Annotated in this window: 12 protein-coding genes, 2 rRNA genes and 3 pseudogenes; 6 read left to right on the top strand and 11 right to left on the bottom strand. The window is 59.5% G+C overall.

Features of this window, described 5'->3' with window-relative positions; all coding sequences use genetic code 11:
* Both rrf (ICA16_RS28565) and rrf (ICA16_RS19665) read left to right on the top strand, forming a co-directional pair.
* Window positions 1–81: ribosomal RNA gene (gene rrf, locus ICA16_RS28565) — 5S ribosomal RNA — on the top strand; the annotation flags it as partial.
* Between the two features lie 105 nt (window positions 82–186).
* Window positions 187–302: ribosomal RNA gene (rrf, locus tag ICA16_RS19665) — 5S ribosomal RNA — on the top strand.
* Between the two features lie 72 nt (window positions 303–374).
* On the opposite strand, the pseudogene ICA16_RS19660 reads toward rrf (ICA16_RS19665), so the two are convergent.
* The 4 genes and pseudogenes from ICA16_RS19660 to ICA16_RS19645 form a co-directional block, all read right to left on the bottom strand.
* Window positions 375–622 (bottom strand): annotated as a pseudogene (locus tag ICA16_RS19660) (PepSY-associated TM helix domain-containing protein); the annotation flags it as partial.
* 118 nt (window positions 623–740) lie between these two features.
* Window positions 741–3,245 (bottom strand): TonB-dependent siderophore receptor, encoded by a 2,505-nt coding sequence (locus ICA16_RS19655; protein WP_210701299.1) that lies wholly within the window; start codon window positions 3,243–3,245, stop codon window positions 741–743.
* 87 nt (window positions 3,246–3,332) lie between these two features.
* Window positions 3,333–4,334 (bottom strand): FecR domain-containing protein, encoded by a 1,002-nt coding sequence (locus ICA16_RS19650; RefSeq protein WP_210701298.1) that lies wholly within the window; start codon window positions 4,332–4,334, stop codon window positions 3,333–3,335.
* Window positions 4,334–4,834 (bottom strand): sigma-70 family RNA polymerase sigma factor, encoded by a 501-nt coding sequence (locus ICA16_RS19645; protein ID WP_150605468.1) that lies wholly within the window; start codon window positions 4,832–4,834, stop codon window positions 4,334–4,336. Before ICA16_RS19645 ends, ICA16_RS19650 begins: the two co-directional genes overlap by 1 nt.
* Window positions 4,835–5,163: 329 nt before the next feature.
* On the opposite strand from ICA16_RS19645, the pseudogene ICA16_RS28525 reads away from it, so the two are divergent.
* Both ICA16_RS28525 and ICA16_RS28520 read left to right on the top strand, forming a co-directional pair.
* Window positions 5,164–6,189, top strand: a pseudogene (locus ICA16_RS28525) (HAMP domain-containing protein); the annotation flags it as partial.
* Window positions 6,190–6,258: 69 nt separating this feature from the next.
* Window positions 6,259–7,044 carry a methyl-accepting chemotaxis protein gene (locus tag ICA16_RS28520; protein WP_371262348.1) on the top strand — a complete coding sequence of 262 codons (786 nt, stop codon included), beginning with the start codon at window positions 6,259–6,261 and terminating at the stop codon, window positions 7,042–7,044.
* A 135-nt stretch (window positions 7,045–7,179) separates the two neighbouring features.
* Here the strand turns inward: ICA16_RS28520 and ICA16_RS19635 are convergent, their stop codons facing one another.
* The 5 genes from ICA16_RS19635 to ICA16_RS19615 form a co-directional block, all read right to left on the bottom strand.
* A complete protein-coding gene (locus ICA16_RS19635) occupies window positions 7,180–7,647 on the bottom strand; it encodes an SRPBCC family protein (RefSeq protein WP_210701297.1) in 468 nt (155 codons plus the stop codon).
* Between the two features lie 22 nt (window positions 7,648–7,669).
* Window positions 7,670–11,065 carry an amino acid adenylation domain-containing protein gene (locus tag ICA16_RS19630; RefSeq protein WP_210701296.1) on the bottom strand — a complete coding sequence of 1,132 codons (3,396 nt, stop codon included), beginning with the start codon at window positions 11,063–11,065 and terminating at the stop codon, window positions 7,670–7,672.
* A gap of 10 nt (window positions 11,066–11,075) precedes the next feature.
* Window positions 11,076–12,005 carry a diiron oxygenase gene (locus ICA16_RS19625; protein WP_210701295.1) on the bottom strand — a complete coding sequence of 310 codons (930 nt, stop codon included), beginning with the start codon at window positions 12,003–12,005 and terminating at the stop codon, window positions 11,076–11,078.
* On the bottom strand, window positions 12,002–12,778 hold the full coding sequence (locus ICA16_RS19620; protein ID WP_210701294.1) for a DUF3050 domain-containing protein: 777 nt from the start codon (window positions 12,776–12,778) through the stop codon (window positions 12,002–12,004). Before ICA16_RS19620 ends, ICA16_RS19625 begins: the two co-directional genes overlap by 4 nt.
* A 769-nt stretch (window positions 12,779–13,547) precedes the next feature.
* Entirely contained in the window at window positions 13,548–14,258 is a 711-nt protein-coding gene (locus ICA16_RS19615) for a GntR family transcriptional regulator (RefSeq protein WP_150605462.1), read from the bottom strand.
* A 197-nt stretch (window positions 14,259–14,455) separates the two neighbouring features.
* On the opposite strand from ICA16_RS19615, the gene lapG reads away from it, so the two are divergent.
* On the top strand, window positions 14,456–15,148 hold the full coding sequence (lapG, locus tag ICA16_RS19610; RefSeq protein ID WP_210701293.1) for a cysteine protease LapG: 693 nt from the start codon (window positions 14,456–14,458) through the stop codon (window positions 15,146–15,148).
* A 14-nt stretch (window positions 15,149–15,162) separates the two neighbouring features.
* Complete coding sequence (lapD, locus tag ICA16_RS19605; protein WP_210701292.1) at window positions 15,163–17,109, top strand: cyclic di-GMP receptor LapD; 1,947 nt, start codon at window positions 15,163–15,165, stop codon at window positions 17,107–17,109.
* A 98-nt stretch (window positions 17,110–17,207) separates the two neighbouring features.
* Here lapD and ICA16_RS19600 read toward each other — a convergent pair whose 3' ends face one another.
* Together ICA16_RS19600 and ICA16_RS19595 are read right to left on the bottom strand one after the other, a co-directional pair.
* Complete coding sequence (locus tag ICA16_RS19600; protein WP_042557024.1) at window positions 17,208–17,546, bottom strand: hypothetical protein; 339 nt, start codon at window positions 17,544–17,546, stop codon at window positions 17,208–17,210.
* Window positions 17,547–17,694: 148 nt separating this feature from the next.
* A pseudogene (locus tag ICA16_RS19595) lies at window positions 17,695–22,294 on the bottom strand (LapA family giant adhesin); the annotation flags it as partial.

Below are 22,294 nucleotides of genomic sequence, written 5' to 3'. Positions count from 1 at the left end.
CATCCCGAACTCAGCAGTGAAACGATGCATCGCCGATGGTAGTGTGGGGTTTCCCCATGTGAGAGTAGGTCATCGTCAAGATTAAATTCCGAAACCCCAATTGCGAAAGCAGTTGGGGTTTTGTTTTAGTAGAAGTACCCGTTTTTGCTGTCTCGTCATCGTGTTGACGGGCCAGTTATAGAATTTCTTGACGACCATAGAGCGTTGGAACCACCTGATCCCATCCCGAACTCAGTAGTGAAACGATGCATCGCCGATGGTAGTGTGGGGTTTCCCCATGTGAGAGTAGGTCATCGTCAAGATTAAATTCCGAAACCCCTGTCTGCTAACGCAGACAGGGGTTTTGTTGTTTCAGAGCCATAAAAATCAAACTATCAAGCTACTTTGCGAGCCTTGCTGATACGTCGAGCCTGCCACTGGCGCCACCAGATATAGACGCCAGTTCCCGATAAACCCGTTCTCCCAACGTTCCCTGCCCTGGCAATCGCCCATCCGTACCGTGAAAGAACAGCCAGCATTTGCCATGTGCTTCAGTGTCGTGCTGTCTAAATCCTGCGCCGTATAAGTTAAACGCCGGAATGCTCCCGTAATACCGGCCAGCAGTAAAAAAACTGCGGTGGCCCGCCCTAGATAACGATGCAATAAAATCAGAAATGCGCGCATGAAATTTTCCCCACAGATACGACAAAGCCAGCCCCTGAATATCAGGGGCTGGCTTTTTTATGCACAAGGCGTTGGGCTTAAAACTGGTAATTGACCGTGGCAGCGACGTTGCGCTCTTCGCCCATGTAGCAGAAATTCAGACTGGCACAGGAAGCCACGTAGGACTCGTTTGTCAGGTTGTTCGCGTTCAGGCGTACGTCAACGCCCTTCAAGCCGACTTTGCCCAGGTCGTAGCCAATCGACGCGTCGAACAACGTGTAGGACGGCACCTTCATGGTGTTCTCCGCGTCCGCCCAGCTGTAGCCGACATAACGCACCCCGCCGCCCAAACGCAGACCATCGAGTGCCGCGCTGTCGAACTTATAGTCAGCCCACAACGACGCCATGTGCCGAGGCGCTTGGGTCGGTGAATTGCCTTTGTTCTCGATCACGTCGGTCGGGGTGCTCAGCGTGCTGACCATCGACTTCGAGTACTCGATATCAGTGAAGGTGTAACTGCCGAGGACTTTCAGGTTATCGGTCAGTTGCATGTGCGCTTCCAGTTCCAGACCCTGAGAGCGGACGGCTCCTACAGCGCGGTAGAAGTTTTCCTGCGGCAGTTTGGTCGCCAGGTTTTCCTGATCAATGTGGAACAGCGACGCGGTGAACAGGTCGTCAGTGCCCGGTGGCTGATACTTCAGACCCACTTCCCACTGCGTGCCATCAGTCGGAGCTAACGGATTGCCCGCGCTGTCGGCATAGGAGTTCGGGTTAAACGACTCGGAGTAGCTGATATAAGGCGCCAAGCCGTTATCGAACAGGTACAGCGCACCGGCGCGGCCAGTCAGCTTGGTGCGCTGGTCGTTGATTTCGGTGCCCTTGGGACGCCCGGCCTCGGCGATGCGGTTTTCGTCAGAGGTCTCAACCCAGTCCTGACGCAGACCCAGCGAGAAGCGCCACTTGTCCATCTCGATCAGGTCTTGCAGGTAAACGCCGGTTTGCTCCAGGCGACGTAGATAGCTGGTCTCGCCGTACATGTCGATCGCGGAGTTGCCATACACCGGATTGAACGCGTTGATGGGGGCGAGGCCGCCGCTGGTCCAGTCAACCACGGTTTTGCGCCGCTGATAATCCGCCCCCATCAGCACTGTGTGCTTGGTCGCGCCGGTGAAAAATTCGGCCTGCAGCATGTTGTCGACGATAAAGGCATGCAGGCGCTCGTCACCGCCCGTGTAGTAGCGATTCAACTCGTTGCTGGTCGGCGACGTCCAGCCATAGGCATAGACCTGATCCATGTTCACTTTGGAATCGAGGTAACGGAAGTTCTGCCGCGCTGTGAAGACATCGTTGAAGCGATGTTCAAATTGATAACCGAACGATTGCTGATCCCGGGAATAGCCATCAATGCTCGGCTCGCCCTCGAAGAAGTTCGGTGAGATCCGCTGACCATTACGCTGATGAATCGTACCGTCGGCGGGTACGCCACCGTGGTAGCCGCCATCCGGATCGTGTTGCAGATACGCCTGTAGCGTGAGCGAAGTGTCTTCACTGAAATCAATGCTGAGGGTCGGCGCGAGGGCGAAGCGCTTTTCCTTGTTGTGGTCGAATTGCGTGTCTGACTGATCCGACAGACCAGTCAGACGATAGGCGATGCGCTTGTCGTCATCGCCCGGGCCGCTGAAGTCAAAACCGACACCGCGCTGGCCTTGCGTGCCGACCGTGGCTTGCACCTGGTGATACGCCTCGTACAACGGCTTTTTACTGGTCAGCGCCACCAGACCACCCGGCGAGCTGCGGCCGTAGAGCACCGACGACGGGCCTTTGAGAATGTCCACGCGCTCAAGGAAATACGGATCGACCTGCATGGTGCTGTAGGTGCCGCTGTCGCCCATCGACTTGAGGCCGTCGAGGTAGATGTTATCCACCGAGCCGTCGTTGAAACCGCGCATCGCCACGTAGTCGTAACGGTGCGTGGCGCCATACGGATTGGTCAGCACGCCCGGTGTGTAGCGCATCGTTTGCGAAACAGTTTGTGCGCCCTGGTCATCCATTTGCTCACGGGTGACCACAGACACGCTTTGCGACGTTTCACGCAAAGCTGTACTGGTCTTGGTAGCGATCTGGCTGTGAGTGGCGTTGTAGCCGTCCATGCTGCCCAGCGCGTTGCCGAGCGCGAAGCCTTTGATGTCTGTGGTCGGCAAGGCCAGCGCTTCGGTTTCTGCGACTGAACGCAGAACATAGCTGCTGCCATCCTGACTGACCGCTTCGAGCCCCGAACCGCCGAGCAAATGGCTCAAGGCCTGATCGGTCGAGTATTCGCCCTGTACCCCCAGGGATTGCCGCCCCTGCGTCTGCTGTGGGGTCATCGACAACGTGATGCCGGCCTGGCGCGCGAATTGATTCAGCGCATCACCCAGCGGCCCGGCGGCGATGTTGTAGCGATGGCTGACCTCATTGGCACCGGCAGTGGTGGCCAGGCTCAGGCTCGGTAGGACACCAACGCCCAACGCGGTGGAGAACAGTGCTGCCCGAACGGCGTGGCGCAGCAGACCCGATTCGGCAGTGGAATTCAGAGGGTTCTTACAGGTGGTACGGACAGTCATTTCAGGTTTCCGTAGGAAGTCGCGAAGGCTGAGTTGAAGTGCTTACTGACTAAGCCGGACTTGCTGCGAAAACCCGCCAAAAAAATTTCAGACCGCAGCTTCCAGAGTTACCCACCAGCGGGTGCGATAGCGCAGTTGCACCGGCAAGGTTTGCGGCAGGATCGCCAGCAGTTTGTCGGTGTCCTCCAGGCGGAATACGCCGGACAGGCGCAACTCAGCGACATCCGAGGCGCAGTTCAAAAAGCCCTGACGATAACGACCGACCTCACTGAGGAAATCGCCCAGACGCATATTGCGGGTGACGATCAAACCGTCGGCCCACGCGCCGACATCCATACTCAGCGGTGGCGCCGGACGCACGTGATGGTGATCGATCAGATAACTCTGCCCGGCGAGCGCCTCGATCGAGGTACCGCCGGCGTAAATGGCGACGCGCCCGCTGGTGACGCTCAGTCGCGTGCAATCGCTTTCCTCGCGTAAAACGAACCGCGCGCCCTGCGGCTCGTAAACGCCATGACGACTTTGCACGCGCAGCGGCCGTTCGAAGGGTGAGCCCTCATCCGCGCCGCCGCAGGTGACGATAATTTCGCCGCGGGTGAGTTTGATCAGCCGTTGCTGCGCGGTGTAATCCAGATCCACCGCACTGGCGGTGTTGAGTTCGATCCGCGTGCCGTCTGGCAACTGGAAACCGCGCCGCTCGCCCGTCGTGGTGGCGTAGTCGGCGCTCCATTGCTGCCAGGCCGAGGTGTCCTTGGCCAGCCATGCCGCGGAGCCCAGCAACAATGCGCCAGACAACAGCTTCAATGCCTGGCGCCGGCCCAAGCCCTGCGCACTGTTTTCCAACGTATTCAACGCCACTTTCGCATCCGGCACCGCGCGCAGGTTGTGGCTCAATTCGGCTTGCAGCGACTGCACCCGTTGCCACGCCAGTTCATGTTCATGATGCTCGGCGCGCCATTGTTCGCACTGGCGACTCAAGCTTGAATTACCGTGGTTGTTGCGCAGACGCAGCAGCCAGTGAATCGCCTGCTTGACCACCTGTTGCTGGGGCTCGGCACGGCGGGCGAGGGATACCTTGTCCACAGGCATCAGCCCTCGTACCGCAGCACATAGCAGTGATAGAGCGCATCGGCGACGTAGCGCTCGACCGAACGCAGCGACAATCCCATCTGCTCGGCGATCTGTTTGTGCGTCAAACCTTCGCACTGCGCCAGAAGAAACGCCTGACGCACTTTTGGCTTCAATCCTTCAAGCATGCGCGCGATGCTTTCCAGCAGTTCGATCACCAGCGCGCGGGCTTCGGCGCTCGGCGTTTCGGCCTCGGGCAGATGGGCGATGGTTTCCAGATACGCGCGTTCGATCTCTTCACGGCGCCAGTGGTCGATCACCAGGCCGCGCGCGATGGTACGCAGGAAGGCGCGAGGGGCCTTGAGTTCGAGACGTTCGGTGCGTTGCAGCAAGCGTACAAAAGTATCTTGCGCCAGATCCGCCGCATCGGCCGCGTTGCCGAGTCGCGCGCGCAGCCAGGCATTCAGCCAGCCGTGATGACTACTGTAAAGCGCCTGTACTGCAAACTCAGGTGAGGACATGAACGCGCCAGCTCGAACGACACAAATGATAATTAGTCGCATTTTTATCAAGGGTAGGAAATTTTGCAACCTCCACTCGAATAACGCTCATAAAAAACACTGTGGCGAGCGCTCTGGCACGCCGTTCGGCGGGAATCCGGCATTAATGCCATCCATTTCCCACACAACCCTAAGATTTCTCCGAAGCGTGCCGAAAGACTGGTGAGACATGCGTGCACCAAAGTAGAGCGGCCATCAGAACGCTGCCTGCCAGCTATTGGACATTTGGAGCTACATGGAATGTTGCATCCCCGAACGCATACCCACTTTTGCATAAGAAGTCCCATGAAATGAATCTCAAGTTCAGCCATAAAATCCTGTTGGCCGCCTCGGGCGTCGTGGTCCTGGCTTTCGCTTTATTCACCCTTTACAACGACTATCTGCAGCGAAACACCATTCGCCAGAACCTCCAGTCCTCCGTGCAGCAGGCCGGCGATCTGACCGCCAGCAGCGTTCAGAACTGGATGAGCGGGCGGGTTCTGGTGCTGGAAAACCTCGCGCAGAACGTTGCCCATCAGGGCAAGGAAGCCGACTTCCCGGGCCTCGTTGATCAACCGGCCTTCACCTCGAACTTCCAGTTCACCTACGTCGGCCAGGCCAACGGTGTATTCACCCAGCGCCCAGATGCGAAGATGCCGGACGGTTACGACCCGCGTCAGCGCCCTTGGTACAAGCAAGCTGTCGTAGCCGACAAAACCATGCTGACACCGCCGTACATGGCCGCCGTCGGCGGTCTGGTGGTGACCATTGCCATGCCGGTGAAGAAGAACGGCGAGCTGATTGGCGTGGTCGGCGGTGACCTGAGCCTGGAAACCCTGGTGAAGATCATCAACTCGGTGGACTTCGGTGGCATCGGCCATGCGTTTCTGGTCAGCGGTGACGGTCAGGTGATCGTTAGCCCGGACAAAGATCAGGTGATGAAGAATCTGAAGGACATCTACCCGAACTCCAGCGTCCGCATCGAAAAGGGCAACCAGAACGTGGTGCTCAATGGTCAGGAACGCATCCTGTCGTTCACCCCGGTCACCGGTCTGCCGAATGCCGAGTGGTACATCGGTCTGTCGATCGATCGTGACAAGGCCTACGCCGCACTCAGCCAGTTCCGTACTTCGGCGCTGATCGCCATGTTCGTGGCGGTGGGGGCAATTGCCGTGTTCCTGAGCCTTTTGATCACCGTGCTGATGCGTCCGCTGATCACTATGGGCCGCGCGATGCAGGACATCGCACAGGGCGAAGGCGATTTGACTCGTCGTCTGGCGGTCGAGAGCAAAGATGAATTCGGTGAATTGGGCAGCTCGTTCAACCAGTTCGTTGAGCGGATTCACGCGTCGATTTCCGAAGTGTCTTCGGCGACCCGCCAGGTACATGATCTGTCGCAACGCGTGATGGCCTCGTCCAATGCTTCCATCGTCGGTTCGGACGAGCAAAGTGCGCGCACCAACAGCGTCGCCGCCGCGATCAACGAACTGGGTGCCGCCACTCAGGAAATCGCCCGCAACGCTGCCGATGCTTCGCAGCACGCCAGTGGCGCGAGTGAGCAGGCCGATGACGGTCGCCAGGTGGTGGAGCAAACCATTCTGGCGATGACCGAGTTGTCGCAGAAGATCAGCCTGTCGTGCACGCAGATCGAAACGCTGAACGCCAGCACCGACAACATCGGCCACATCCTCGATGTGATCAAAGGCATTTCGCAGCAGACCAATCTGTTGGCGCTCAATGCCGCCATTGAAGCAGCACGTGCCGGTGAAGCCGGACGTGGTTTTGCGGTAGTGGCGGACGAGGTGCGTAACCTCGCCCATCGTACCCAGGAATCGGCGGAAGAGATTCACAAGATGATCACTTCGTTGCAGGTCGGTTCGCGTGAGGCGGTGAGCACCATGAACGCCAGTCAGGCGTCCAGCGAGCAGAGCGTTGAAGTGGCCAACCAGGCCGGTTTGCGCCTGGTCAGCGTGACCCAGCGCATCGGCGAAATCGATGGCATGAACCAGTCGGTTGCGGCCGCGACTGAAGAGCAGACGGCGGTGGTGGAAACCCTCAACGTCGACGTTAACCAGATCAACATGTTGAACCAGCAGAGCGTGGCTAACCTCAACGAGACGTTGAAGGATTGTGATGCGTTGTCGCAACAGGCCAATCGCCTGAAGCAGTTGGTGGACAGCTTCAAGATCTGACCGCGTTATCGTTCATCGCGGGCAAGCCCGCTCCCACAGGTTTTTTGGCGAACACAACATTTGTGAACGACCTGGACCCTGTGGGAGCTGGCTTGCCAGCGATAGCGGTAGTTCACCCACCGCCCAACTTAAGCCTTAAACAAACAGCTTCAACACATTCCCCATCGCATCATCCGCAAACCCCTGTACAAAATCCTTGAACCCCGGCGACGCCTCCGCTCCTGCGTCGGCAGGCTCGGCAATGATCGTCCAGGTCGCCCGCGACTTTCCCTCACCCAGCGATTCAACCTTCATCGCCGCCCACAGATTGGCCACGCCCAGCGTGTTGTAGATCGTCGTCCAGGTCATGCTCCGCGCCTGCTCGTCGCGGGAGTTGAGTTGCTCGACCACCACGTTGCCATCCTTGAAAAATTTCTTGCGCAGCGAGGACACGCCCTCGCCGGTCATTTCGATGTGCGACAGCGCCGGAATGAAACGCTCGAATCCGCCGAAGTTGCCGACCACCGCCCAGACCTTCGTCGCGTCTGCTGGTACTTCAACCGAAGACATCACGTGGCAGCCGTGCGGGTTTTTGATCAGGGTGTCGGGTTGCAGAGTGTTCATGGTGTTGCTCCTTTTTGATGAACTAGATGAAGTTGATTTCTTTCAGGTAATCGCAGCCGCGGCGCAGCAGCGCCGGGGATTTTTCCGGGTAGTGCGCACCCATCTGCTGCACGCCGGCTTGCGCGTTGGCGTGGCCGATCAGAGAGATGTCGCCGATGTCTTCTTCGAAGCCGTTGAGGTAGAACCCGAGCACGCCGAACAGCGCGTTGTCGGCGTCGACCCGTCCCAGTTGTTGTTGCCAGTCGGCGACGCTGACCAGCGAGAACTCGCTGCCGGTGTCGCGGAAGGAGGCGACGTAGGCGTCCCAGCTCAGGGGTTCGGGGTTGTGCAGGTTGAACACCGCGCGTTCGGGCGAATAACGGCTGGCGTGAAAGGCGATGAAGCGGGCGAGAAAGTCCACCGGCATCAGGTCGAAATTCAGTGCGAAGGCTGGCACCTGGCCGAGCTGAATCGAGCCTTTGAGCATCAGCATCAAGCGGTTTTTGTGCGGCTGGCAGACGCCGCTCAGGCTATTGAAACTGATGTTGCCGGGGCGATACAGATTGACCCGTACACCAAGCGTCCGCGCCCGTTCGAGGATGCGTTCGCCGACCCATTTCGACAGGTTGTAGCCGTTGCGGATGTAGATCGGTGGCGTCGGCGCGGCAGGCAATTCCAGCACCCGACCGGCGTCGTCGACCGTGCTTGAAGCCGACAGTGTCGAGACAAAATTGAAGACCTTTTTGCTGCGCCCTTCGCACAGGCGCAGCAGCTCGAAAATCGGCTCGACGTTGTCCGCTGCCAGCGACTCGTAATCGAGGACGTGATTGACGTTGGCCGCGTTGTGCACCAGTGCGCCGAACTCACGGTCCAGCCGCTGATAGTCGTCGTCCCCCAGCCCGAGTTGCGGACGCGTGATGTCTGCCGCGTACACCCGCACCCGACTCAGATCCAGATGTTCCAGGCGGTTTTCGCGCAGTGCCTGAGCGAAGCGCTGCGCCGCTGTTTGCCCGCCCCCGTCGCGCACCAGGCACGCCACTTCACTGGCGCCCCAACCGAGTAGCGCCTCGACGATGTGCACGCCGACAAAACTGTTGGCGCCGGTGACAATCACCTTGTGCACATCACCCATGCGGCTGATTGGCAACGGTTCGATATCCAGCGCACGCTCGGCGTCGGCCATGGCTTGGCCACTGAGTACGGCGCTGTCATCGGTGCCGCGCACCAGCGTGGCGAGTTTGATGATGGTCGGCTGTTCGATGAAGCGATTGATCGAGATGCTGCGGCCAAACTCTTCACGCAAGCGCAACAACATGCGCGACAGCAGGATCGAGTGACCGCCGAGATTGAAGAAGCTCTCGTCGGTGGAAATATCGCTGGTCGGCAGCTCCAGCAACTCCGCCCAGATCTCCAGCAACAACGCTTCGTCTTCATTGGCCGGCAGGCATTTCGGTCCGTTGTCCTGCACGCTCACCGGTAACGCCAGCAGCGCTTTGCGGTCGACCTTGCCATTGCTGGCGAACGGCATGTCCGGCAGCTCAGTCCACGCCACCGGTTGCATGTAGTCCGGTAAAAATTGCTGGGCGTGGGCTTTCAATGCGTCGCGGGCAGCGTCCGTTTGCGGCTGGGCGAGAAACGCCAGAATCCGTCGCTCAGGGTCGATTACCACCGCGATTTGCCGGTACAACTGGCTCTCGCGCAGGCAGCGTTCTATCTCTTCCGGCTCGACCCGAAAGCCACGGATCTTCACCTGATTGTCGCGTCGCCCGCACAGCTCGATGCCGTGCTCGCCCCACTTGGCCATGTCGCCACTGCGATAGGCGCGCAGTTGCTCGCCGCCCGGCAGGTCGAGGGTCAGATAGCGCTCGGCGGTCTGCTGTGGATTGTTGAGATAACCGAGGCAGACACCGGGCCCGACGATGAACAACTCGCCGACGGTTTGCTCGGCCACCGGTTGCAGATCGTCATCGAGAATCAGCACCTGGCTGTTGGCGATCGGCGCACCGAGCGTGCGGTTGCTGTCGCCGGGTGTAAGTTGCCGCGCGGTGATCAGCACCGTGGCTTCAGTGGGCCCATAGAGGTTGTGCAGTTTGCCTTGGCGGGTCAGTTGTTCGATGACGAACGGCTCGCAGACATCGCCGCCGGTCATCACCTGATGCACGCCTTGCAATTGTTCCAGCGGCAGGATGCTCAACAGCGCCGGAGGCAGGAACGCGTGAGTCAGTTGTCGGCGGCGAATCAGTGCGACCAGTTGCAGCGGATCGCGCCGTTGCGTGTCGTCGGGCACCACCAGTTCGGCGCCTGCGAGCAAGGTCGGGAAAATGTCGATCAGCGACGAGTCGAAACTCAACGAAGAGAATTGCAGTACCCGGCTCTTGGTATTGAGTTGCGTGTAGTCGGCGTACCACGCAGTGAAGTGCGCAAGGTTTGCCTGACTGAGTAACACACCCTTCGGATGCCCGGTGGTGCCCGAGGTGTAGAGCGCCATGCACGGCGCGTCGAGTTCGGGGCGCTGGCGCATCAATGGTTGCGCGAGGTCTGCGTCGGCGCTGTCGATGCGGCTGACATCCAGCCCCGGCATCGATTCGCTCAGCGGATGCAAACCGTCATGCAGCAACAGCAGCGCGCCAGCGTTTTGCAGAATGTATTGCTGGCGCTGCAACGGATGGCTGGGTTCCAGCGGCAAGTACACCGCCCCACTGCCGAGAATCGCCAGAATCGAGGCGAACAGCGCGGGGCTTTTCGGCAGACAAATGCCTACTACCCAAGGCTGCGGACGCTGGTCGAGCAGGGGCTGCAAACGCTGTTGAATCGCTTGGCTGTGCGCATGCAACTGGCGATAGCTGACCGACTGCTCGAAGAGGTGCAGCGCAGGGCGATCGGCGTGGCGAATCAGGCTCTGTTGCAGACCTTCTATCAGCGGAGTTTGCGCCTGTTTCAGCAAGACCGGATTCGCGGTGGCGTTATGGCGATGAACGTAGGCAAGGCTGTCGAGAAACTGCAGGTTTTCCAGCCGCTCGAAATCCGGCGCCGTCACTGCAGCGGCATGCCGCAAGTATTCCGGGTCGCGGGAGTAGCGGCTGACCAGCAACGACACTTCGTCCACCACGTGCATCAGCACCCTTTGGCGCAATGCCTGCCCGTTGCCGGACGGCTCATCGCCAATCGGCACGCGGCTGATCAGTGACGAGCCGAGGAAGCACAGCAGGTCGATCGACGGCAGACCTGCATTGCTATGCCCACTGACACCCAAACGCAAATGCAGGTGTGGGATCGCGCAGAAGTCGCCGGCCGCGATGAAGCCATCATCAATGATCAAATCCACTGTCGATTTCGCTGCGCCGCTGCGATCCAGTGAGTGGCCCTGCTGTTCAAGTTCCTGCGCGAGGTCGGTCATCGCCTGGCTGGCGCCAATCAATAAAATATCGAGACGTTTCATGTCGGCCTCCTCAAACCAGGTAGTCGCGCAGGGCGTGCTGCACACACGGTGTTTCGAGCAGCGAGCTGTTGTGGAAAAACTTGATGATGTTGCCCACCAGCGGGTGATGGCGATTGATCGGGAAGGCCAGACCGGTCATCTCTTCCTTGAGCAAAAGGCGCGTGCCTTCGCTGACCGGCAGGGCATCGATCAGGCGTAAATCGAAGGATTTCTGGATGTCGTTGGTCAGGTAATGGCCGATGAACACCGGCAGGATGTTCGCGATGGCTTCTCGATCGGCCTCGCTCGCGGTGTGCCAATAAATGCGCACCATCCGCGCCCAGAAACTGGAATGACGACCCTCGTCGAGCAAGTGGTCGGCCATCAGGCCTTTGATCGACGGCTTGACCGTGTCGTCGCGGGCGAACGCCGCCACGTCGCCGGTCACGGTGTTCTCGGCGATGGCCACGCAGATCAGTTCCACGGCGCTGCGCAGATGTTCCGGCGCCAGCGCGACAGCGGCGGGAATCGCCCGGCTCAGTTCGATTTGATCCGGCAAACGGATCGGCTCGATGCCGGTCATGGCCACCGTCTGCTGCATGAAATCCATCGCCACCAGCGCGTGGTAATCCTCGTCGACCACCACGGTCATCGCGTCATAACGACAGGCGAACGGGAACGCTACGGCGAAGCGGTTCTTGGCGATGCTGCGCGCGGTCTTGTCGACGATTTCGGTCTCGAAAATCACCACGTCGTTGATGAATTTGTACAGCGTCTGCACCAAGGCGAAATCACGTTGCTGTGGGCATTCGCGCAGGAAGGTTTCGCTGAGCACCAGTGGTTGGCGACTGAGCGGATAGATCAGGCGCTCGTCGTTTTCTAGAACGCGGCGCGGGCGCGTGCGGATGGTCGCGCGGCTTTCCCAGACATCGGCAAAGGACTGATAGTCGGCGGCGTTCATTGGGCAACCTCCGCCAACGGCTCGCGCATGCTCACGCGCAGGCCGTCCCACAGGGCAATGCGGCTTTCGACGGCGGCGATGGCGCTGGCATAGACCTCGGCCTCGCGCTGCGGATCGCCATCGACCAAGCGCTCGAGCAACTGCTCCGCCGCCGGGCCGTGATCCTCGGAGTCGACCTCGATGTGCCGCTCCAGGTAATAGCGAAAGGTCGGCGCCTGTTCGATGCCGATGCCCCAGTCGTCGAGAATGCGCTGGAACATGGTCGGGATCACACTTTCGCGGCCATGCAGGAACGCGGCAGCAACGCTGTGCCCCGGTGCATGCAGAGCGGTGCGCAAGGTGTCACGGACGAATTGCGCGGCTGCCGGATCGACGTCGACACTTTGCAGCGCCACGTCATAACTCACGCCTTCCTTTTGCAGCGCGACGAAGCGTTCTGCCGCCGAGGTGCTGGCGCCGACTTCGCGCATGGCATCCAGATACAACTCGAAATGGCTGTAATGACCGTGGCTCAGGCGGTCGTCGGATTCCTCTCCGAGGACAATCTCGTTGATCAGGCGCGCAGCATGCGGATCACGCGGCGGCAGCCAGGGCAGACGAGTGCAGGTCAGTTCCTGTTGCAGGCGTTTGGTCAGTGACATGAAGTCCCACACGGCAAACACGTGGCTTTCCATGAAACGTCGCAAAACAGTCATTGAATCAATTTCGGCAAAAATCGGGTGAGCGCTGAGCTCGGCTTTTTTCAGGGCAAGTTGGTGCTTTGTATTAGGCATGACGGGGCTCTATCCTTGATATGAAATGGACAATACTTTGCAAGTGCGTAATCAATGGAACGTCGGCTCGTTATTCTTTCTACAGGCGAGCAATGACCTCATACAAACCAATGAAGTTGAACTGAATGTATGTGCAGTACAGCACGGTAGTCAGGCGAGGTCTCGCCATCTATTGGTCGCGCTGTCGGTCTATGTCCGCCAGGAGAAGAGATCTCAAGCTCGGCGGAGAAAAGCTAATACATCGGCAAATAACTTAACAAGTGTATTTTTAATTATTTTTAGTTGCTGTCTTTTTAAGCGTGAGAGTGTCCGATAAAACTCTTTGAACAAGTTTTATTGAGGCGAAGTTGCTCCTTTCAGTCAATAAAGACCAAAATCGAATAAACAGAGTGAATGCCTCACTCGAAGCAACTTTCTTAAAATTAATATCGAGTTATTTGAGGGGGACGAAAGGTGGCCTGGAACGGCGCCGATTCTTTCCTTTTCCCGTGACAAGGCTCCTTCCGTAGGTTCCTGTTGCGGGGACTGCACCCGCATTGCGGTGCGTCGCCCGTTCTTTATTGTTTTGGCCGTTCAAGACTGAGCGTAAATGGCCGCCACGGCTATTACCGATTCGTTCCGGTGAGGTGCATATATTTCGGGCCTGATAGGCGCAGGGAGGTTAGAGCGCAGGGGGGGATATGCCAGTGGATTCGAAGACGTAGGGAGGGGGATTTGTAAGCGGGTTATTCGCCGGGCAGACAGTTAAGTCCAGTCCCGGCGTGCAGAGTCAGCGTGCGGCCTTGCGGCTTAGCGCCGCCGGGCTGGCGAGATAACGGGTGATGACTTCAACACCGCGGTTGAGGTGCTGCTCAAGCAGTGCCACGGAGCGCTCGACATCGCGCTCGATCACCGCTTGCAGCATGGCGCGGTGGTCGTCCTGAGAAAGCTTGCCCAGGCCCATGGCCTCGAGGTTGAAGCGCAGGAAGCGCTCTTCTTCGTTGAGCCCGTCTTCGACCAGGCGCAATAGCCGCCGGTTGGGTGCCTTGCTGTACATCGCCATGTGCAACAAACGGTTGAGCCGGCCGATCTCCGTGTAATCGTGCTGAGTCTCGAGCTCATCGATATACCTGGCCGCCTGCTCGTGATCGGCAGCGGTCAGCAGCGGAATGGATTGGCGCATGGCTTCGGACTCGAGCAAAATCCGCAGCTCGTAGGTTTGCGTGGCATCACCCTGAATCAATGGCGCAACCACTGCGCCTTTGTGCGCGGTCACGCTCAGCAGCGCCTGCGCCTCAAGCTGACGCAAGGCTTCGCGCACGGGCATGCGGCTGACACCGAACAGATCGGCCAGATCCTGCTGGCGCAGGGCGGTGCCGCAGGGCAAACGACCATCAAGGATGGCGGCGCGCAAGGTTTCTTCGATGATCGAGCGAGCCAAGTGTGCAGGAATAGGCCCATCGACTTTAATGCTCTGTAGCGGTTTGGGCTTCTGTGTCACGACTACGCACCCTGTATGTCGACTGAATTTGGATCCAAATGACACTAGTGACTGCTCTACAGCTTGTCAAACCATGTAGAGGTTCAGTGCCTTTAAACAAGTTTAGCGCGGTCACGATGATCTCATGGTGCCATTGTTTTTTACCCGGCTAAGCTTCACCATCAAACGCTTTCCTTCCTGCCCCCTGGAAACCTGCTGTGGCGGTACGTTTCGCGATCCCTCGGACGCTGCGCTGGCTTGGCTGCGCACTGTTACTGGCCGGCGTCATGCTGGGCGGTCTGCATGCCGATTGGGATTTTTCCGCGATCAGCCGCAAGGCCACGGCGATCTACGGACCGCTGGGCGCCGGCCAGCAGCGGATCGATGCCTGGCAAAATCTGTTAGCGACGCAGAAACAGGTCGGCGAAATGGAAAAACTCAAAGTGGTGAACCTGTTCTTCAACAAACAGGTGCGCTATGTCGAAGACATTGATCTGTGGCGTGAGGTCGACTATTGGGAAACTCCGATCGAAGCGCTGTGGAAAGGCGCCGGCGACTGCGAAGACTATGCAATCGCCAAGTATTTCAGCCTGCGCCACCTCGGTGTTTCCAGTGACAAGCTGCGCATCACCTACGTCAAGGCACTGCGCCAGAACCGCGCGCACATGGTGCTGACGTACTATGCCACTCCCGATGCCATGCCGTTGGTGCTCGACAGCCTGATCGATCCGATTCAGCCTGCCTCCCAGCGAACCGATTTGCTGCCGGTCTACTCTTTCAATGCTGAAGGTTTGTATTTGCCGGGCGCCAAGGGCAACAAAAAGGTCGGCGACACCAAACGCCTGTCGCGCTGGCAGGATGTGCTGAAGAAAATGCAGGCCGAAGGTTTCGCGGTCGAAACGATTAACTAGGAGCACGCGCTCAGATGTCTTTGTTCAAACAGCTGTTGATCGCTATCTGTCTGTTCCTGGTGGTCGCCTTCACCGGCAGCTTCATGGTCAGTCTGGAGAGCTCGCGTACCCAGTACGTCAACCAGTTGCGCTCTCACGCTCAGGACGCCGCCACGGCGCTGGCGTTGTCGCTGACGCCGAATATCGACGACCCGGCGATGGTCGAGCTGCTGGTCAGCTCGATTTTCGACAGCGGTTACTACGCGAGCATCCGTGTGGTCGATGTGAAGACCGACCAGACCATCGTCGAGCGCAACGGCGCCCCCACGGTGAGTAACGTGCCGGACTGGTTCGTCAAACTGATCGGTCTGGAGCCGGCCGGGGGCGACGCATTGGTCAGCCGCGGCTGGGAGCAGGCAGCGCGGGTCGAGGTGGTCAGCCACCCGATGTTTGCCGTGGCCAAGCTGTGGCAGAGCGCGTTGGGCAGCCTCGGCTGGTTGCTGATGTGTGGCGCGGTGAGTGCGGTGCTCGGCGCGCTGCTGCTGCGCCGGCAGTTGAAGCCGCTGGATTACATGGTCAAGCAGTCCCACGCCATCGCCCGGCGTGAATTCCTCAGCCTGCCGGACCTGCCGCGCACCCCTGAACTGCGCCGTGTGGTGCAAGCGATGAACCAGATGGTCGAGAAGCTCAAGGCGCTGTTTCAGGAGCAGGCCGAACGCAGCGAAAAGCTGCGTGCCGAGTCCTATCAGGACAACCTCACGGGGCTGGCCAACCGCCGTTATTTCGAGATGCAACTGAACAATCGCGTGAGCAACCCGGAGCAGGCCAGCTCAGGTTATCTGCTGCTGTTACGGGTCAAGGATCTGGCCGGGTTGAACCAGCGCCTGGGTGGTCAGCGCACCGATGAATTGTTGAAAGCGGTCGGCGAGCAATTGTCGCGCGAATGCGCCAAATACCCGGAAACCCAGAACCTCGTCACGCGTATTCGTGGCGGTGAGTTTGCCGTGCTGGCGCCGGGCCTGGTGCGTGAGGAAGCGCTGCAACTGGCGCAGAACCTCGACAGTGCCCTGAGCAGCCTGCACGCCACCGGCGCAACTGACGTGGCGGCGGTTGCTTCGATCGGTCTTGCACCGTTTGCACACGGCGATTCACCACAAGCGGTGCTCAGCCTAGGCGATCAGGCATTGGCCCAGGCCGAAGGGCAGGGCGAGCAGAACTGGGCGTGTATCGATCACAGTCTGACAGCCGATGTTGGCGACGATCACCATGCCTGGCATCGCTTGCTTGATCAGGCGTTGAGTCAGCAGCGCTTCGAGTTGTATTTCCAGCCAGTGGTGGCCGCGCAGGACACGCAACTGGTGCTGCATTACAAAGTGCTGTCGCGCTTGCTCGACGAGCAGGGCCAGACCGTCCCGGCCGGCCGTTTCTTGCCGTGGCTGGAGCGCTTCGGCTGGACCGCGCGGCTCGATCGCCTGATGCTGGAGCGAGTGCTTGAGCAGATGAAAGAACATGAGGATTCGCTGGCGCTGAACCTGTCTTCGGCAACGTTGGCGGACCCACAGGCATTGAACAAAATCTTCGAGATTTTGCGGATGCATTCCAACCTCGGCCCACGCCTGACCCTTGAGATCGGCGAGGAACAATTGCCGGAACAAGCGGTGCTGGAGCAATTGACCCGGCGTCTGCGTGAACTGGGTTTCTCTCTGAGCCTGCAACGTTTCGGCGGACGCTTCAGCATGATCGGCAACCTGGCGCGGCTAGGGCTGGCGTACTTGAAGATCGATGGCAGCTACATTCGGGCAATTGATCAGGAGAGCGACAAGCGTCTGTTTATCGAAGCCATCCAGCGCGCGGCGCACAGCATTGATCTGCCGCTGATTGCCGAGCGGGTCGAGACGGAAGGGGAGTTGTCGGTGATTCGCGAGATGGGCTTGTATGGGGTTCAGGGGCAGTTGCTCGGTGAGCCCAAGCCTTGGAAGTAAATCTCAAGATTTGAAAGCGAAAAGATCGCAGCCTTCGGCAGCTCCTACATTGGAATGCGTTCCCTGTAGGAGCTGCCGAAGGCTGCGATCTTTTGCTTCTAAATCAAGCCGCCCTCATCCTCATCAATCAACTGACTCAACCCGCCCAATGCCTCACGCGCCTGAGTCCGGTCCATCAGCTTGGCCTGGGCCGCTTCCGGCAGGTCGGTGACGCGGATCACCCCTTTGCTGGTCAACACCTGAATCAGGTCGTCGAGTACCCGAATCATCTCAAAGTCGCTCTGCTTGAGCTGTTTAAGGCTGTTTTCCACGGCTTCGTTGGCGTACCACGCCTGGATTTCATGATGGTCGGCCGGCAGCGTTTCCGTGGCCTCGGCGTAGGCCGCAGCTTCCACGCGAATCAACTCACCTTGCGCATCGCGTTGCACGTAAAACATTGGGCATCCCTCAGATATGAACCAGCGTCATGCTGTCAGCAGCATAGCCAACTGCGCGCAAGTATGCGGTGCGGCGACCCAATCGTCACCGCTGCGCTCATCGCAAACGTGACGGCCGCCCCAGAAGGGCGGCCGTTTTGTACGCGGATCAGCTGTTGTTGTGGTCGACTTTGATGGTCGGGTCGCTGCCAGCAATCAGGTTGTGAATGTTGGCGCTCGACCAGTTGTTGCCTTCCAGTTTGATCGTCACGTCCGGCGTTGCTGCGGCAGCGTCACCGGAGTTGAACTTGCCTGCCGAGCTGACTTGCAGCGACGACGTGCCATCGACCGTGGTGATCTTCAGGAAGTTGTCGATGGTGCTGCCGGTTTCGCCCTGCAACAGATCACGCAGGTCGATACGGTCACCTTCGGCGGCTTTGAAGTCCTTGATCACGTCGTTGCCGGTATCACCCGACTTCCAGACGAAGGTGTCGGCACCGGAACCACCGATCAGGATGTCATTGCCCTGACCGCCGATCAGTGTGTCGTTGCCGGTGCCGCCCAGCAGGATGTCATTGCCTTTGCCGCCGTCGAGCACGTCATTGCCGCCCGAGCCGAACAGAATGTCATTGCCCGCGCCGCCCAACAGGGTGTCGTTGCCGTCATGCGCACCGGATACATCGAACGCCTGATAGTGCTCGGTGATGTACTGGTGCACATTGCTGGTGCTGACTTTGCTGACCTCGACGCCGGTTTCCTTGGCGACGAACGCCTGCATTGCCTGGTAACCCTCGCCGGCGATGCCGTTGAAGCTGACCAGATCGCCGAACAGGATGTCGTTGCCGGCGCCACCGTTGACGGTGTCGTTGCCCGGCATCGTCGCTTCGGTGTGGCCGATGATCGAGTTGGCCAAATCCTTCGGATCGATGTTGGTCTGCGGCACGCCGTCCGAATCGTACGGTTTCAGGTCACTGAGGCTGACGCCGCTGTTAAGGCCGATGGCTTCGACGTTCGACAGGTTGCTGAGCAACGAGAAGCTGCTGGTCGAGTTACTGGTGGTGTACCAGTCGGTGCTGTTACCGCTACCTGCCAGGCCGGACAGCTCGTAAGTGCCGTCACCCTGAGCGTGTACGGTGCCCAGATTGGTGGTGGACCAGCCATAACGGTTGGAGTACGTCTGCAACTGGGCAAAGCCGCTGGAGTTGATGCTCAGGTAATGCGTGTTGTCGATGTAAGTGCTGAAGGTGTCACCCAGCTTGTAGTTGCTGGTCGTCACCACACTGTCGAACTTGACGCTGCCGTACAGCGTCGGGTTGGTCTGCTCGCTGGCCTGGTAGTAAGTCGGTTGGCCGTCGGTGATGAAGTACGTGAGGTTCTTCGCGCCGGAGTTGGCCACCGCATCAGCACTCTGGAACCAGTTGGCTGTGGTTTTGAACACATCCTCGTAGTTGGTGCCGCCGCCGGAGCCCATCGAATCCAGCACGGCTTTGAGCTGCGTCAGCGCATTTGGATCGTTGAGGTTCACCGACACCGATTTATTGACCTGGGTATCGAAGTCCACCAGGAAGATATTCACCGTGCCCGAGTTGCTGCCGCCCAGGCTCTGCTTGAGGGTGTTGAACACCGACGTCAGCGAGTCCTTCGCGGCGTTGAGCGAAGAGGCGCTCATACTGCCGGAGCTGTCGACCATGAACGCGATGTTGTAGTTGGTGCCCGGCACCACGGTCAGACCGCCGATGTCGGCGACAACGATGTCGTTGCCGTCAGTACCGACGACAGTGTCGTCAGCCGAAGTCGCGGTAATGGCGTTGTAGACCGCCGGCACCACGGTGACCGGAATGGTCGCGGTGCTACTGGCCGAACCGCCCACGGCTTCGGTGGAGGTTGATGTCACGGTCAGGTTGAACTGGCCGTTGTAGTAGGTCGGCGGGGTCACGGTCAGGCTACCGAGGCTCCAACCGGTGACGTTGGCTTCGCCGTTGCTCGCGGTGACCGTGAAGCTATGGCCGGCGCCGTCGCTCAGTACCGAGCCGACCGGCGCGCCGCTGATCTTCACGCTCAGGGTTTCCGAGCCGTCGGTGTCGGTCAGGGCGGTGTTGATCGCCGACAGTTTCACCGTGGTGCCTTCGGCGCCGGTGTTGAGCTTGTAGCCGTCGTAATAACCTTCGCCGTTAGTACCGTGCAGGTCGGAGACGGTCACGCCGGAATTCACCAGATCCTGCACGCCGGTGTAGATCGGTACGCCGGCGCTGCTCAGGTCGATCGGCGTGCTGCCGTTGACCGACAGGTTGACGTCGTAACTGCCCGGGCCGCTCTGGTTGTGGTGGTAGATGTCCAGCGTGTAGTAGCCGCTGGTGGTCGGGGTGAACGATCCGTTGATCGCGCCGCCCGCGCCCCAGGTACCCGACGCCACATTCTTGCCGCCAATGGTGATCAGCAGACTGTCATCGGCGATGCCGCTGAAAGTGTAGGTCTTGCCGGCTTCGAGGAAGATCAGGCCGGACGTCTTTGAAGCGGTGCCAGCGGTCACGCTGCCGTCGGACTGCACGTTGGTCACGCTGCCGCTGGAGTTCGGCGTACCAGCGCCGTCGATCACGTTTTTCAGCGTGGTCGAATCTGCGCCGTTGCCGTTGGTGCCCAGGCCCGACAGGCCGGTCCAGACTTCCTTGATCAGCCCGGTCGACTTCACGCTGTTATCGGCAACGCCCAAGGTCGGGGCATCCGCCACTGGCGTGATGTCGATCTTCACGGTGCCGGTGTTGCCCAGCAATTGGCCGTCGGTTGGCTGGAACTTGATCTGCGCGTAGTCAGCCTGTTTGTTGCCAATGCCGGTGCCGCCGTAACCGTTCACACCCGACTCGTTGGCGTCCGGCATGAAACGCAGCTTGCCAGCGTCGATGTCAGCCTTGCTGAAGGTCTGGTTGTTGGCGACGTCTTTCCAGGTCGAACCGTCCAGGTACTGCAGTTTGCCTTCGCCCGGCAACTGAGTGATTTTCACCCCGAGGCTGCTGGCCGGGCTGTCGACGTCCGTCACACCAAAGGTCGACCAGCCGAGGATCAGCGGGGTGTCTTCAGTGCCGGTGACATTGATCGGCGCTGCAACCGGTGCATCGTTGACTGGCAGCACGTTGACCGTGGTGGTCGCGGTGTTGGAGTAGTTGCCGCCATCGGTCACGGTCACGGTGATGATGCGCGGCACCGTGCTCGGATCTTCACTGTTGTTGGTGAAGCTGATGTTCTTGATCGCCTGCATGTAATCGGCAAGCGTCGCGTTACCCGACAGAGTCAGGGTGACAGTGCCGTTGGTGCTGTTGGCATTGATCGTGATGCCGTTGACGCTGTTGCCCAGATTCAGCGCATCGCCGTCCTGACGGTTGGTCAGCACGACGGTGGCGCCGGTCAGCATGGTGCTGTCCGGATCGGTGATTCTGATATCGGTGTCGGCAATCGACACACCTGCGCCCGGAGTATTTTCGGTGAAAGTCACCTTGTAATCGGCCCCGGTTGCACCGCTGGAGTTGTTGGCGTCCAGATCGATAACCGGTGGCGCATCGTTGTCGATGATCGAGGTGCTGACGCTGCCATTGGTGGTGCTGACCGCCAGATTCTCGAAGTTGCCGCCAGTGGCCGTGTCGATCTTGACCACGAAGTTCTCCGTGCCTTCGGTGATCTTGTCATCGAGGGTCGCGACGTTGAACTGCGCGCTGCTGGCGCCGGCCGGGATCTTCACGGTGTACACGCCAGTGAAGTCCGAACCGTCGGCAGCGGTGCCGCTGTAGACGATTTTCAGGGTCACCTCGGTTTGCGCCGGGTGCGTCAGGCTGACGGTATAGCTGGCGGTCTGACCTTCCGTTACCGAGGTGCTGCCGGTGATGCTGGCAGTGGTGGTGTCGATGGTGTCGGTGACGCTGGTTACTGCTGGTGTTGTGCTTGGCACCAGGTTTTCGAAGTTGCCACCTGTGGCGCTGGTGATGGTTGCTTGCACGGAACCGGCGTCTTTGTAGACGTCATCGGATGGCGCAGGAATGGTCACGGTGCCGGTGGTCTTGCCAGCGTCGATGGTGATTACCGAGCCGTTGCTTAGGGTCACCGTCACCGGCGAGCCAGCGGCGTTGGTCAGCGTTGCGGTGTAGGTGATCTGGCCACCCTCGGCCACAGAACCGGTCGCCGTCAGCGACAGATTGGTGGTGTCGACGGTGTCGGTCACGGTTGTCGAAACCGGAGTCTTGTCGGCTACGAGGTTTTCGAAGTTGCCACCGGTTACGTTGGTGATCGAGTTGGTCAGCGGGGTGTGACCGGTCAACGCGTCATTCGGCGCGGTTGTTGTTGCGGTGCCAGTAGTCTGGCCGACGCCGATGGTTATCGTCTGACCGTTAGCCAAGGTCACGACAACTGGAGAACCGGTTACTGGAGCACCGACGGTGGCGGTGTAGACGACATTGCCGCCTTCAGCCGCTGTGCCGGTGGCGGTCAGCTTCACCGTCGTAGTGTCGATGGTGTCGGTGACGCTGGTCACGGCTGGTGTTGTGCTTGGCACCAGGTTTTCGAAGTTGCCACCTGTGGCGGTGCTGATCGTTGCCTGCACGGAACCTGCGTCTTTGTAGACGTCGTCGGCGGGTGCAGGAATGGTCACGGTGCCAGTGGTCTTGCCAGCGTCGATGGTGATTACCGAGCCGTTGCTCAGGGTCACAGTCACCGGCGAGCCAGCGGCGTTGGTCAGCGTTGCGGTGTAGGTGATCTGGCCACCCTCGGCCACAGAACCGGTCGCC

Source organism: Pseudomonas anatoliensis, assembly GCF_017976235.1.
GTDB classification, from domain to species: domain Bacteria; phylum Pseudomonadota; class Gammaproteobacteria; order Pseudomonadales; family Pseudomonadaceae; genus Aquipseudomonas; species Aquipseudomonas anatoliensis.
This window is presented reverse-complemented; position numbering and strand designations above follow the sequence as displayed.

Excerpts from the sequence above, each read along its gene's own strand:
- ICA16_RS19630 (WP_210701296.1), bottom strand. The coding sequence starts at position 11,065 with ATGAAACGTCTCGATATTTTATTGATTGGCGCCAGCCAGGCGATGACC.
- ICA16_RS19625 (WP_210701295.1), bottom strand. The coding sequence starts at position 12,005 with ATGAACGCCGCCGACTATCAGTCCTTTGCCGATGTCTGGGAAAGCCGC.
- ICA16_RS19655 (WP_210701299.1), bottom strand. The coding sequence starts at position 3,245 with ATGACTGTCCGTACCACCTGTAAGAACCCTCTGAATTCCACTGCCGAA.
- ICA16_RS28520 (WP_371262348.1), top strand. The coding sequence starts at position 6,259 with ATGGCCTCGTCCAATGCTTCCATCGTCGGTTCGGACGAGCAAAGTGCG.
- ICA16_RS19635 (WP_210701297.1), bottom strand. The coding sequence starts at position 7,647 with ATGAACACTCTGCAACCCGACACCCTGATCAAAAACCCGCACGGCTGC.
- ICA16_RS19645 (WP_150605468.1), bottom strand. The coding sequence starts at position 4,834 with ATGTCCTCACCTGAGTTTGCAGTACAGGCGCTTTACAGTAGTCATCAC.
- ICA16_RS19650 (WP_210701298.1), bottom strand. The coding sequence starts at position 4,334 with ATGCCTGTGGACAAGGTATCCCTCGCCCGCCGTGCCGAGCCCCAGCAA.
- ICA16_RS19620 (WP_210701294.1), bottom strand. The coding sequence starts at position 12,778 with ATGCCTAATACAAAGCACCAACTTGCCCTGAAAAAAGCCGAGCTCAGC.
- lapD (WP_210701292.1), top strand. The coding sequence starts at position 15,163 with ATGTCTTTGTTCAAACAGCTGTTGATCGCTATCTGTCTGTTCCTGGTG.
- ICA16_RS19600 (WP_042557024.1), bottom strand. The coding sequence starts at position 17,546 with ATGTTTTACGTGCAACGCGATGCGCAAGGTGAGTTGATTCGCGTGGAA.